This window comes from Chryseobacterium sp. KCF3-3 (genome assembly GCF_045865955.1).
Taxonomy (GTDB): Bacteria; Bacteroidota; Bacteroidia; order Flavobacteriales; family Weeksellaceae; genus Chryseobacterium.
In genome coordinates, this window is the sequence record NZ_AP035792.1 from 1,724,810 (window position 1) to 1,737,791 (window position 12,982).

Genomic DNA, 12,982 nt, shown 5'->3' on the forward strand with positions numbered 1-12,982 from the left:
AATATAAATGAACATTTTACAAACATATCAAACTTTTTACTTCGTTGGAATCGGAGGTATCGGAATGAGTGCATTGGCACGCTATTTCAATGCATCCGGAAAAAAAGTATTGGGTTACGACAAAACCAATACAAAACTTACTCAGAACCTGATGAATGAAGGCATTGATATTGTTTTTGAAGATATTATTGATGAAAGGATTACTTCCCTTCAGAAAGAAGATACCTTAGTCATTTATACTCCAGCCATCAAAACGCTTGGAATACTGGATTATTTCAATCAAAATCAGTTTGAAGTTTTAAAACGTGCTAAAGTTTTAGGCTTAATTACTGAAAATACAGATTGTATCGCTATTGCAGGAACTCATGGAAAAACCACTACATCTACCCTTGTGGCCCATTTGTGCAAAGAAGCGGATCTTCCTTTCTCATGCTTTTTGGGAGGAATTTCTGAAAACTTTAAATCCAACTTCCTGTACAATGGTTCCAAGTATTCTGTAGTAGAAGCAGATGAGTATGACAGAAGCTTCCTGAATTTATCTCCAGACTGGGCAGTAGTAACTTCTACAGATGCGGATCATCTGGACATTTATGGAGACATCAACCATATTGAAGAAGGGTTCAGACAGTTTGCAGCTTTAGTTCCTCAAGACAAACAACTTTTTGTAAGAAAAGGACTGGAAATTGGCAGAGGGCATCAAACTTATGCAGTGAATGAGCCGGCAGATTATTATTCAGACAATCTGCGTATGGAACATGATAAAATTTATTTTGACTTCCATACTCCAACGGAAACAATAAAAGATTTTGTCTGGGAAATTCCGGGAATTCATAATGTGGAAAATGCCACTGTAGCACTGGCTATTCTGCATAATTTAGGCGCAGATTTTGATACGCTGAAAAAAGCAATTGCCAATTTTAAAGGAATTAAAAGAAGATATACCAAACATATTTATCAAAACGGTAAAATTTACATTGATGATTATGCTCACCACCCTACAGAAATCAATGCTGTAATGAGCTCAATCAGAACATTTTATCCTGACAAAAAACTATTGGTAACCTTCCAGCCTCACCTTTTCAGCAGAACGAGAGATTTCGCAGATGGGTTTGCTGAAAGTTTGAGCAAAGCAGATGAGCTTATCCTTCTCGACATTTACCCTGCAAGAGAACTTCAGGAAAATTTTGAAGGAATCACTTCAAGCTGGCTGTTGGACAAAGTAACATTAGATAAAAAAGAAGTATCGACTTTATCCGATGCTTTTGAAAAAATAAAAGAGAAAGATTTTGATATCCTCCTTACCGTAGGCGCAGGAAATATAGATACCCTGTATGACCCTATCTGTGAATGGATTGAGAAAATTTGAGTATAAACGCAATGCTCGCGAAGAAAAAAATGTAAAATCGTTCGCAAAGGCGTTTCACTCAGCAAATGAGAATACAACAGATTTATTAAAAACATAATTAATTTATTAATAACAACTTATTCAATTGATAGCCGTAGCTAAGTGAAACGTGCTTGCGAACGGAAAAATAAAATTGATTTGTGCCCATAGTGGCAGAAAAAAAATATGAAAAATAAATACAGAATATTAAAAATTGTTGTCACTGTAATTATCCTGGGATTGTTACTGAGCTTCTCATTGAGAAGATTCAGCCGTGAGCAGATTACGGACAATAAGATTTCTGTAAAAATGAGCGAGAAAACTCCGGTATATTTTGTTGATGAAAAAGACATCAGGGAAATTGTAAAAAAAGAAAATCCTTCAGGAAAAGTGGGAGATCTTAACATTCCTTCTTTGGAAAAAAAGATCAATTCCCTGCCAGCAGTAGACAGTGCCAATGTTTATCTGAACCTGAACGGAAAGCTCAATCTGGATATCAAACAGAGAGTGCCCGTTTTCAGATTAAATAAAGATGGAAAAGACTTTTATGTAGATGAAAAAGGAATTGAATTCCCTATTTCAAGAACCTATTCACACCCATGTATGCTGGTAACCGGAAACGTACAGCCGGATGAATATGAAAAGCTGGCGGAACTGGTAGAAAAGATAGACAAAGATGATTTCAGTAAGAAATATTTTATCGGAATCTCTAAGAGTAAAGATAGCTATAGCCTTCTGACAAGTGAAGGAAACTACAGAGTAGAAATTGGAGACCTTGATAATATTGATTTTAAAGTAAAAGGATTTAAAACCTTTGTAGAAAAATACCTTGTGTATCAAGACCCTCAGAAATACAGCATGGTTTCTGTAAAATATCAGAATCAGATTGTCACTACTTTAAACCCCTATTTTAAAGAAAATGACAGTATATTAAAGGCAGGAAAGATGGAATTGGCAAAAGTTCCTTCCCCAACAGCCGCTAAAAAGACGGAAGCTAAACCCAAAATAGCAGAGGTAAAAAAAAGTAGCTCCACTTCGGTAAAACCGAAAGAGAGTACCAAACCGAAAGGACCAACAAAAGAAACTAAAAAAGTAGAGAAAAAGCCACCCGTCAAGGCGCAGTCCAAGCCTAAGGCAAAAGTAAAAATAGAATAAGTCCCTCAGGGCATTTAATACACAAATAGGAGCCTATCCTTATAGATAAAAAAGTAGAAAAAATCAAATCGATATAAAATGGAAAATCAAGAGTATTCAGTAGGTCTGGACATCGGGACAACGAAGATAGTCGCGATTGTCGGAAGAAGGAATGCACACGGGAAAATAGAAGTTCTCGGTGTAGGAAAAGCTAAAAGTCTTGGTGTTCATAAAGGTATTGTGAATAATATTTCACAAACTATTAATTCAATCAAGGCTGCAGTATCCGAAGCACAATCCAGTGCCGGAGTTCCTATCCGCAAAGTCACGGTAGGTATTGCAGGAAAACACATCCGTTCTCTGCAGCACTCCGATTATATTATGCGTGAACATCCTGATAAATTTATTACAGACGATGACATTGAAGCATTAAAAGATCAGGTAAAAAAGCTGGTTATGCTTCCTGGAGAAGAAATTATCCACGTACTTCCTCAAGAATATAAAGTGGATTCCGAGGGCGAAATTCAGGAACCAGTCGGAATGCACGGAAAACGTTTAGAAGCCAACTTCCATGTTGTAGTGGGGCAAATGGGCAGCATCAGAAACATTGCCAGATGCGTTCGTGAAGCCGGATTAGAAATGGAAGCCCTTACTTTAGAGCCATTGGCATCTTCAGAAGCTGTCCTTACAAAAGAAGAAAAAGAAGCCGGTGTAGCCATTGTAGACATTGGTGGTGGTACAACTGATATTGCGATCTTTAAAGACAATATAATCCGTCATACCTGTGTGATTCCATACGGAGGCGGAATTATTACCGAAGACATCAAAGAAGGCTGTTCCATCATTGAGAAACACGCAGAACAACTGAAAGTAAAGTTTGGTTCGGCTGTTCCCGAATTAGAAAAAGACAGTACTTTTGTAACCATTCCCGGACTTCACGGAAGACCAGACAAAGAAATTTCTTTAAAAACTCTGGCTCAGATCATCAACGCAAGAGTAGAAGAAGTTTTGGAAATGGTGAATACAGAACTGAAAGCTTACGGTGCTTTTGAACAGAAGAAAAAACTGATTGCCGGAATTGTTCTTACGGGTGGTGGTTCAAATCTGAAACACCTTCGCCAGCTGGCCAATTATACCACAGGTTTTGACAGCAGAATCGGTTTTGCGAATGAATATATCGCTAATGATAAAAACCAATATCTGAAAGGCCCTGAATTTGCTACCTCTATCGGGTTACTGATGGAGAGTTTGAAGATCAGAGACAAAAAGCAGAATGCTGATGAAGCCATAGAAGTTGTTGCAGAACAACCCAAACCGGAAGTTACTGCAGCACAGGCAGAAACTGTTCAACCGGTTCAGCAGGCAGCACCTGTTCAGGAGCAGCAGTCTTTTGAGAATGAAAGACAGGAGAACAGAAAGGCGAAGCTGACCTTCGGGCAGTCGCTTATGGAAAAAGTAAAAAAATTCTTTGAAGAAGTAGAGTAAATAAATATAAATGATAAAAGATTAATGATCAATGATACCTGAAATAGATTAATATTTATTAAATTAAAGACGAATATCATTCATCAATTATCATCTATCACTTATCAATTATTAAAAGTATAGTTATGGAAAATATAGGTACACAAGGATTTTCATTTGATTTGCCAAAAGGAAATTCATCCATCATAAAGGTAATCGGTGTAGGAGGCGGTGGAAACAACGCCCTGAAGCACATGTACGAGAAAGGAATTCACGGGGTTGACTTCGTGATCTGTAATACAGATGCTCAAACATTAGATAATAACCCTGTAGCCAATAAAGTTCAGTTGGGAACTTCTATCACAGAAGGTCTTGGAGCAGGCGCCGATCCTGAAGTAGGAGAAAAATCAGCCATCGAAAGTATTGAAGATATCAAGGCTGCTATGGGCCAAAACACCAAGATGGTGTTTATCACTGCCGGAATGGGTGGTGGTACAGGTACCGGAGCCGCTCCTGTCATTGCAAAAGTAGCAAAAGACATGGGAATTCTTACCGTAGGTATTGTTACCGTTCCTTTCAGTTTTGAAGGGAAAAGAAGACTGGATCAGGCTGAAAATGGTCTTGATAAATTAAAAAATAATGTCGATTCATTAATTGTGATCAACAATGACAAGCTGAGACAGCAGTTTGGAAACCTTGGATTCAAGCAGGGATTCTCAAAAGCTGATGAAGTTTTAGCCAATGCTGCTAAAGGTATGGCAGAAGTTATTACAGGTTACTTTGATGTAAACATTGACTTTAGAGATGCTAAATCTGTCCTTCAGAATTCCGGTACGGCATTGATGTCTACTGGAACTGCTTCAGGTGAAAATAAAGCTGAAGAAGCTGTAAGAAAAGCCCTTGATTCCCCGTTATTGAATGATAATAAGATTACTGGTGCTAAAAACGTCCTGTTATTGATCAGAAGTGGTGCTGAAGAAGTTACCATGGATGAAATCGGTATCATCATGGACCACATTCAGAAAGAAGCAGGAAACACTGCAGATATCATTTTCGGGGTAGGTGCAGATGAAGAATTGGGAGATGCAGTAAGCGTTCTTGTGATCGCAACAGGATTCTCTAATGATAATAAGAAGTTTGCAGGACCTACAGAGAAGATCAGAATCAGTCTTAATGACAGTTTTGAAGCTCCAAAAAATTCTCCTTTCAAAACAAAAGAAGAAAGAGAATCAGCTCCTGAGACCACGCATGATTTTGGTGGAAAAAACCTTTTCAGACTGGATGACGAAGATAACGACACTCCGTTCAATATGACGTCTACTGAAAAAAAAATGATTATTGAAGAAGAGCAGCCAAGAACTGAAATAAAATTCTTTGATAAAGAGGAAGATATCGTAAATACTCCTGAGCAAAGCTGGAGAAATGAAGACGAAGGAGAAGAAGAATATAGCTTATTAGCGATTGATGAAGAACATGATGATCCTAACGATCTTGAGATCCAGTCTTTCTCATTTGATTTTGAAAATAAAAAAGAGGAACCACAATCCGGAACTCCATTCAACAACTCGTTTTCAAATGAAAAACCTGTTGAATTCAGTTTCTTTGTAAACGAGCCTATCAGAAATGAGCCTAATAGCGATTTTGGACAGCCTAAAGCTGAGTTTAATACTCCTGCCAATGCTGCGGTAGCTGAACCAGCTCAAAAGATTGAAACGTTCTACCAGAAACAGGAAGAACCAAAGGTTGAAACAAGATCAACTTTTGAAAACAAAACAGAAATTGAAACTCCGAAAACTGAAGAATCAGAATTCACTTTCGTGAATAAAACGATTGATCAGGACAGAGTAATTGAAAGAAGAAATAAATTAAAAGAATTCAACTCCCGTTACCAGAATTTTGATAGCACAAGTGAATTCGAATCTATTCCTGCTTTTAAAAGAAAAAATATTTCTATCGACGGAAACAATGCATCAGACCAGAATATCAACACTTACCTGTCTGATAACAATGGATCTATGCAGATCAGAGAAAACAGATTTTTAAATAAAGATGTAGACTAAAATTAATTTGAAAATGGAATAATTTGAGAATTTGAAAATTAACCAACTGGTAGATATTCGGTGTATTGGCTAATTATTTTAATTAATAATATAAAGCTCAATCATTTACCGATGTTTTATTATTTTCAAATTATTTCATTCTCAAATTCTCAAATTATAAACTTATGAGTTTAGAAAATACAATAAACGAAGCTATAAAAACAGCAATGAGAGCGAAAGACAAAGTAGCTTTGGACTCTCTGCGTGCTGTGAAATCTCAGATATTACTGCTTAAAACGGAAGCCATCGGAGCTGAAGTAACCGCAGAACAGGAAATTGCTATTCTTCAGAGAATGGTAAAACAACGTAAGGATTCTTACGACCAATTTACTGCACAGGGAAGAAATGATCTTGCAGAAGTAGAAGACGCTCAAATGAAAGTTATTGAGCAATTCTTACCTAAACAGCTTTCAGCTGAAGAATTAGAAACAGAAATGAAAAATATTATTTCTGAAACCGGAGCTGAATCTGTTAAAGATTTAGGGAAGGTAATGGGAGCTGCATCGAAAGCATTAGCCGGAAAATCAGACGGAAAAAGTATTTCCGAGATGGCTAAAAAGCTCCTTTCTTAATGGTGATTTGCGCCTGGACTTAGATTTATTTCAAAGCCCAAAAACGCTTCTCACTCCATAACTATAGGATATACAACCTTTGCATATCGATTTGATTAGAAGCCCGGAACTGTTCAGTTCCGGGCTTCACTTTCTTTGGATATTAAAGTTTGTTAATCAGTTTGATTCTAAACTGAAAGAGAATTAAGCTACTACCATATTTCAGAGAGTATTTAAGTGATTGATTGCTTGAGGGAAAGCTTCAAATGTTTTTTTCACGGTCGTTTGTTTTTCAGAATCATTTCAAATTTAATAATAATATTTTATTATTCCTAGCGTTAATTCACTTTTTTTAGAATATTATTACAATATTAATACTTGGTTAATTTTATATGACTAATCAATTGATAGTTTTTATATATTGAACAAACGCAAAGAATTGCTTAACTTTGTAGCGATAAAAAACAAAATATATGTATCCAACAGATTTAGTAATGCCTATGAAGGCAGAGCTTACAGATAAAGGTTTTCAGGATTTAACAACTCCTACTCAGGTAGAAGATGCTTTGAAGCAGTCCGGAACTACATTATTGGTCATCAACTCTGTATGTGGTTGTGCTGCAGGTGCTGCAAGACCAGGAGTAGTATACTCTTTAACAGGAGATAAAAAACCAGACCATTTAACTACTGTCTTTGCAGGATTTGATACTGAGGCTGTAACAGAAGCAAGAAAGCACCTTGCTCCATTCCCTCCAAGTTCTCCATGTGTAGCACTGTTCAAAGATGGTGAATTGGTTCATATGCTGGAAAGACACCACATCGAAGGAAACCCTGCAGGAGCTATCGCAGCTAACCTTCAGGCAGCATACGACGAATACTGCTAAGAAGCAATATATTAAATATCAAACCGTTACAAGTTTTGTAACGGTTTTTTTATTGAAATTATACCATTTTGCATACAGATCTTTAATTACTCAGTTGGGGAAAATCCGGTTATTTTCATATAATAAACATGACCTGGGTTATTATTTTCATAGTGTATTGCAAGTATACCACTACCGGCAGGGCTCTCTATAACTTTAAATTTATAATCAACACTTCCTCCTACTCCTGCATAATCACTGGTTGTTACAGTTACAGTATCAGTAAGGTTATTGGTAACTGTTGCAGTGGGTCCCTCAGAACTGGTAGTAATAACATATAGTACTGGCTGACCTTGGCTGTTTAAAGATGCTGTCATAGTAAATATTTCCCCTGTATTTCCCCAATATGCCTGCCCCAAGCTAACTGTAAAAAGCGCACCTGGCTTTAAGTCTTGCAAAATGGCAGGACCAGTCAGTCCCGGACCAGCATTCCATTCTGGAGAGATATATGCCCGAACTGGATTATTACGCCAGCTGGCAACACCATTATTATCAGACATCAGAACTTTATTATTTCCCTGTGTTCCGTCTTTGAGCTGTAATCCACCAGCTGTTGTACCATTATCTATAATCAGCTTGGAATTTCCTCCTCCTGCAGGCACTGTATTCGTACCAATCAGCACCTGTTGGGTGCTGGTGGTTCTCATCGCTTCAATATTGTTGGTTTTGGTAATAAGATCAACATTATCTGTAGTTCCTATAAAATTAGTTCCGGCAGCTGTTCCCGAATTTCCGGTAAGCTTCCAGTAGTCATTGGGTACGCTAGTGGAAGTAATAACTCTCTGCCATACAATCCCATCAAAATAATAGTATCCTATTGATGTAATATTTGCTCTGGGCCCAACGGTATCACCTCCGGTAATATCTGTAATATATACGAAAGCTCCGGTTTGTGATGCTGTATATAGGATTCCTTTACCTGTAAGCTCGGCGCGGGTAAGACGTGGGGCCTGTAAACCATCTGCATCTGCAGTACCAAGCTTAGCTTTAACATCCAAAGTCGTGGCGGGAGCAGTAGTATTAATTCCCACCTGAGAATAAGCAAGCCCAGATATGAGCATTGCCACTAAACATTTTTTCATAATATATGTATTTAAAAGTCAGCTAATTAAGTTGGTGAGTTAATTAATCCCTTCATTACTTGTTCTACGAAGTCCTATTTTTAAATCAATTATGAGAATATTTTAAAATCATTATTTACTAACCAATTGAATGTAACAAACTTAGACCAGTACACCAACATATCCTATGGTTATTTAACATAATTATTAGCAAATTTTCAAAAACAAACTACCATTCGAAGGCAAAAAAAGTCTCTCATCCTCTTTCCTTTCATACATTAAATTGTTGATAATATCACAGGACCATTTACTGAGAAATTGAGTAATCAGAAGTAATCATTTCTTTTTAAAACTAAAAGACTATAGAATTTTTATTGAAGACTAAAAAAAAATTTTCTGAAAATTCAAATATCATTATATTTGTTGAAATGGCAACCAAAGCACTTTTCAATACCGTAGTTAACTGGTTCATCCGTCAAAGGATTGACCAGATACAGAATTTCATGGACCATCCTATTGAAACCCAGAAAGGTATACTCTTTTCTCAGCTGTTTCATGCGGAGGATACGGAATATGGCAAACTATACGGATTCAATTCTATCTCCAGTTATCAGGATTTTAAAAACAAAGTTCCTATAGTTACGTATGAAGAAATGGAACCTTTTATTGAAAAGGCAAGACAGGGGCATAAAGATGTAAGCTGGCCTGGTCTCATTAAACATTTTGCCAAATCATCCGGTACCACAAATGCTAAAAGCAAGTTCATTCCGATCTCTGCCGAAAGCCTTGAATACTGCCATATGAAAGCCGGAAAGGATATGGTTTCCATTTATGCCAACAACCATCCCGAAAACCAGCTTTTTAATTATAAAAACTTACGTTTAGGCGGAAGCTCCGAGCTGTATGCTGATTTCAATACAAAATTTGGAGATTTATCTGCTATTCTCATTGATAATCTTCCTTTTTGGGTAGAAATTACCACCACTCCGAGTAAGAAAGTTTCTTTGATGGGAGAATGGGAAAGTAAGCTTAAAGCGATCACTTCCGAAGTAAAGAATGAAGATGTAGGAAGTATCCTGGGAGTACCCAGCTGGATGATGGTTCTTCTGCAAAGAGTATTAAAGGAAACCAATGTAGGAAGTATTTCTGAGCTGTGGCCTAATTTAGAGGTGTTTTTTCACGGTGGAATCAGCTTTAAGCCCTACCGGGAGCAATTCAGGCAGATCATCGGAAAAAACATCAATTACTACGAAATTTACAATGCTTCCGAAGGGTTCTTCGGGATCCAGGACAGATCAGACAGTGATGAGATGCTTCTGATGCTGGATTATGGAATATTCTATGAATTCATCCCGATGGATCAGTTTCATTTTTCAAATCCTAAGGTTGTAAGTCTGGAAGATGTGGAGATAGGAAAAAATTACGCAATGGTGATTACCACCAATGGAGGACTTTGGAGATATCTGATTGGCGATACCGTTGTCTTTACCTCGATCAATCCTTTCAGAATAAAAATAACGGGAAGAACTAAACATTATATCAATGCTTTTGGGGAAGAACTGATGATTACCAATGTGGAATCTGCTCTCTCAAAGGCCTGTGAAGCAACGGGTGCACAAATCACGGATTTTACAGGGGCTCCTGTATTTATGAAGGGAAATGAAGGAGGTGCCCACGAATGGATTTTTGAATTCAGTCAGCATCCTGATAATCTGGATCACTTTATTGATGCTTTTGATAAGCATTTAAAGACCATCAATTCAGACTATGAAGCGAAAAGATACAACAATATGACTCTTAAAAGGCCGATTGTGCATATCGCCAAAGAAAACTTGTTCTATCACTGGCTGGAAGCAAAAGGAAAGCTAGGCGGACAAAATAAAGTACCAAGGTTAAGCAATGACAGAGAGTATATTGATCCATTGCTGGAAATGAATAAATAAAGTTTTATTTGGTAGTATCTCACTAACTGTGTAAGTTAAAAAGTTATTCTGGAAAATTTTGAGCCCTTATAGCTCAAAAAATTTTACGGAAATAACTTTTTATTATTTTTAACCATTACATAGTTATGATCGACAAAGAAGAATTATTAAACAACAAGGATTTTTACAAGTCCTTTAAAAATGGAGAAGACTTAACTTCTTTCTTCAAAGAAATGCACAAGCGAGCTATAGAGCATATGCTTGATGCAGAATTGGACTCTCATTTGGATAATGATAAACATCAGAAATCTGCCACTGGAAATTACCGTAACGGTCACGGGACTAAAAAGATAAAATCCTCATTTGGCGAATCTGAAATTAAAGTTCCCAGAGATAGAGGAGGTAGTTTTGAACCAGCATTGGTTCCAAAGAGACATAATATTATCGATCGTTTGGAGAATATTATCATATCATTTTATGCTAAGGGAATGAGTGTAAGTGATATTGAAGAACAAATTAAAGAAATGTATGATTTTGATGTTTCTACCTCTACCATCTCACGAATCACCAATGCGGTTGCCAGTGAAGTTGTTAGCTGGCAGAACCGCCCGCTTGAAGATTTGTATCTCATTGTCTGGATGGATGGGATTGTTTTCAAGGTAAGGGAAAATTCCAAAGTCATTAATAAAACCGTTTATCTGGCTGTTGGATTAAACCGTGACGGGAGAAAGGAGGTCTTGGGAATGTGGCTTGGAAAAAATGAAAGTTCAGCCTTCTGGATGAGTGTTCTCACGGATTTAAAAGCCCGTGGTGTGGAGGATATTCTCATCACTGCTACCGATAACTTAAACGGATTTACCCAAACAATCCGTTCCGTCTTTCCTGAATCTCAAACCCAAATTTGCGTTGTCCATCAAATAAGAAATGCCTGCAAATATGTGGTCTGGAGGGACAGAAAAGAATTTTCTGCCGATATGAAGCATATTTACACCGCTCCAACAAAACAAGCGGCTCAAGCAGCTCTCAATGATTTTGCAGATAAATGGGAAAGCAAATATTCTTATGCTATACAATCCTGGCGAAACAATTGGGATGAACTCACTGTATTTTTTGAATTTCCTCTCGAGATACGAAAAATCATTTACACCACAAATTTAATTGAAAATCTCAACGGCAAAATCAGAAAATACACCAAAAATAAAATGTCTTTTCCTACTGATGATGCTGTAATGAAATCAGTTTATTTGGCATTAAAAGAAGCTACTAAAAAATGGACAATGCCTATACAGAATTGGGGTATTGTCCTCAACCAATTTATGCTTATTTTTGAGAAAAGGCTCAGATTATAAAATCTAAGCCCTGACTTTTTAACTTACACACTTTACGGGATAGTGTCGTTTATTTTAAAACGCAAAGAATTAGTAATTCGGATGTTTTATTTAAGAGGGCTAAGAATATTGCAGTTTCGCAGCTTATGAAGCGTAGTGGCTATACGTAAGCTTAGTTAGAATCAATCTATTGATTCAATCTTAGCTCCCTCAAATTATTACAGTATCAAAATAGAAACTTTGCGCTAAAAAAGCTATTCACAGATAATAAATAAAAGCCGTAATTCTATTGAACTACGGCTTCTTTATTTATTTGCTTAAATCTTCTTTCACTTTTTTCGCAGCTTCTTCTACTTTCGAAGCTCCTTTTTTAGCGGCTTCTTTTGCATCTTGCCCTACTTTGTTAGCTTCAGCTTTGATATCCTGCCCTGCTTTATTAAGATCTTGTTTTGTCTTATCTGCAGTGGCATCAATTTTATCTTTTGCCTTCTGAGCGGCATCGTCAATCTTGTTACCAGCTTCATCTACTTTAGCTTTCACATCTTCTTTTGCATTGTTGATTTTCGCAGTATCCACAACGTTAGGTGTTTCTGTGGTGGTAGTTGTTGTGGTTGTAGTAGATCCGTCAGGGTTTTCTACCTGTTCTGTTTTTGTAGTTGATTTTGTACATGCTACAGTGAACACAGAGATCACTATTGCGGCAATAATTTGCTTTTTCATATTGTATATTGTTTAATGGTAATTTAAAATTATTCTGTTTTGGTTTCCTGAGTAACTGGTTTTTCTGCTGTCTTCAGCTTCTTTTCAGCGTCTGCTTTTTTCTTTTCCTCTTCCTGTTTTGCTTTGTTTTCCTTTTCAAGTTCTGCTTTTAGCTTATTTTCTTCATCCTGAAGCTTTTTAGCCTGTTTTACTGAATCAAGATACTGAGGAGAAGACATTCTTATTTTTCGTGCAATATCCACTGAAACAGCTCCTGTAGAAAAGGAGTCAATAGCAGTGGTATCATAACGTACTCTCACTTCCTGTTCAGCCCCAAAACCCGGAGATTCTTTCTTGGAACATGCAGTAAAAAGAACGGTAAAAACAAAAATCGCAGCCAGTAAATTTTTCATGGAA

The 12,982-nt window shown here is 37.0% G+C and carries 11 protein-coding genes; 8 read left to right on the plus strand and 3 right to left on the minus strand.

Annotation, left to right across the window (positions count from 1 at the left end):
* The first annotated feature begins 7 nt into the window (after positions 1 to 7).
* From murC to ACKTTZ_RS07700, 6 genes are all read left to right on the plus strand, one after another.
* On the plus strand, positions 8 to 1,366 hold the full coding sequence (gene murC / locus ACKTTZ_RS07675) for a UDP-N-acetylmuramate--L-alanine ligase (protein WP_034693902.1): 1,359 nt from the start codon (positions 8 to 10) through the stop codon (positions 1,364 to 1,366).
* A gap of 204 nt (positions 1,367 to 1,570) precedes the next feature.
* Positions 1,571 to 2,539 (plus strand): cell division protein FtsQ/DivIB, encoded by a 969-nt coding sequence (locus ACKTTZ_RS07680; RefSeq protein WP_407848180.1) that lies wholly within the window; start codon positions 1,571 to 1,573, stop codon positions 2,537 to 2,539.
* A 78-nt stretch (positions 2,540 to 2,617) separates the two neighbouring features.
* A complete protein-coding gene (gene ftsA, locus ACKTTZ_RS07685; protein ID WP_407848182.1) occupies positions 2,618 to 4,003 on the plus strand; it encodes a cell division protein FtsA in 1,386 nt (461 codons plus the stop codon).
* Between the two features lie 125 nt (positions 4,004 to 4,128).
* Complete coding sequence (ftsZ, locus tag ACKTTZ_RS07690) at positions 4,129 to 6,042, plus strand: cell division protein FtsZ (protein WP_407848184.1); 1,914 nt, start codon at positions 4,129 to 4,131, stop codon at positions 6,040 to 6,042.
* Between the two features lie 164 nt (positions 6,043 to 6,206).
* Positions 6,207 to 6,653 carry a GatB/YqeY domain-containing protein gene (locus ACKTTZ_RS07695; protein WP_253317686.1) on the plus strand — a complete coding sequence of 149 codons (447 nt, stop codon included), beginning with the start codon at positions 6,207 to 6,209 and terminating at the stop codon, positions 6,651 to 6,653.
* A 452-nt stretch (positions 6,654 to 7,105) separates the two neighbouring features.
* Entirely contained in the window at positions 7,106 to 7,516 is a 411-nt protein-coding gene (locus ACKTTZ_RS07700) for a BrxA/BrxB family bacilliredoxin (protein WP_034693910.1), read from the plus strand.
* Positions 7,517 to 7,602: 86 nt separating this feature from the next.
* On the opposite strand, the gene ACKTTZ_RS07705 is transcribed toward ACKTTZ_RS07700, so the two are convergent.
* Complete coding sequence (locus ACKTTZ_RS07705) at positions 7,603 to 8,637, minus strand: hypothetical protein (protein ID WP_407848187.1); 1,035 nt, start codon at positions 8,635 to 8,637, stop codon at positions 7,603 to 7,605.
* Positions 8,638 to 9,044: 407 nt separating this feature from the next.
* On the opposite strand from ACKTTZ_RS07705, the gene ACKTTZ_RS07710 reads away from it, so the two are divergent.
* Together ACKTTZ_RS07710 and ACKTTZ_RS07715 are read left to right on the plus strand one after the other, a co-directional pair.
* Positions 9,045 to 10,559 (plus strand): GH3 auxin-responsive promoter family protein, encoded by a 1,515-nt coding sequence (locus ACKTTZ_RS07710; protein WP_034694213.1) that lies wholly within the window; start codon positions 9,045 to 9,047, stop codon positions 10,557 to 10,559.
* A gap of 125 nt (positions 10,560 to 10,684) precedes the next feature.
* Positions 10,685 to 11,887 (plus strand): IS256 family transposase, encoded by a 1,203-nt coding sequence (locus ACKTTZ_RS07715; RefSeq protein ID WP_407848189.1) that lies wholly within the window; start codon positions 10,685 to 10,687, stop codon positions 11,885 to 11,887.
* Between the two features lie 288 nt (positions 11,888 to 12,175).
* Here the strand turns inward: ACKTTZ_RS07715 and ACKTTZ_RS07720 are convergent, their stop codons facing one another.
* Entirely contained in the window at positions 12,176 to 12,586 is a 411-nt protein-coding gene (locus ACKTTZ_RS07720; RefSeq protein ID WP_034693915.1) for a hypothetical protein, read from the minus strand.
* 29 nt (positions 12,587 to 12,615) lie between these two features.
* Positions 12,616 to 12,978 carry a hypothetical protein gene (locus ACKTTZ_RS07725; RefSeq protein ID WP_034693917.1) on the minus strand — a complete coding sequence of 121 codons (363 nt, stop codon included), beginning with the start codon at positions 12,976 to 12,978 and terminating at the stop codon, positions 12,616 to 12,618.
* Positions 12,979 to 12,982: the final 4 nt, after the last annotated feature.

Excerpts from the sequence above, each read along its gene's own strand:
- murC (WP_034693902.1), top strand. The coding sequence starts at position 8 with ATGAACATTTTACAAACATATCAAACTTTTTACTTCGTTGGAATCGGA.
- ACKTTZ_RS07680 (WP_407848180.1), top strand. The coding sequence starts at position 1,571 with ATGAAAAATAAATACAGAATATTAAAAATTGTTGTCACTGTAATTATC.
- ftsA (WP_407848182.1), top strand. The coding sequence starts at position 2,618 with ATGGAAAATCAAGAGTATTCAGTAGGTCTGGACATCGGGACAACGAAG.
- ftsZ (WP_407848184.1), top strand. The coding sequence starts at position 4,129 with ATGGAAAATATAGGTACACAAGGATTTTCATTTGATTTGCCAAAAGGA.
- ACKTTZ_RS07695 (WP_253317686.1), top strand. The coding sequence starts at position 6,207 with ATGAGTTTAGAAAATACAATAAACGAAGCTATAAAAACAGCAATGAGA.
- ACKTTZ_RS07700 (WP_034693910.1), top strand. The coding sequence starts at position 7,106 with ATGTATCCAACAGATTTAGTAATGCCTATGAAGGCAGAGCTTACAGAT.
- ACKTTZ_RS07705 (WP_407848187.1), bottom strand. The coding sequence starts at position 8,637 with ATGAAAAAATGTTTAGTGGCAATGCTCATATCTGGGCTTGCTTATTCT.
- ACKTTZ_RS07710 (WP_034694213.1), top strand. The coding sequence starts at position 9,045 with ATGGCAACCAAAGCACTTTTCAATACCGTAGTTAACTGGTTCATCCGT.
- ACKTTZ_RS07715 (WP_407848189.1), top strand. The coding sequence starts at position 10,685 with ATGATCGACAAAGAAGAATTATTAAACAACAAGGATTTTTACAAGTCC.
- ACKTTZ_RS07720 (WP_034693915.1), bottom strand. The coding sequence starts at position 12,586 with ATGAAAAAGCAAATTATTGCCGCAATAGTGATCTCTGTGTTCACTGTA.
- ACKTTZ_RS07725 (WP_034693917.1), bottom strand. The coding sequence starts at position 12,978 with ATGAAAAATTTACTGGCTGCGATTTTTGTTTTTACCGTTCTTTTTACT.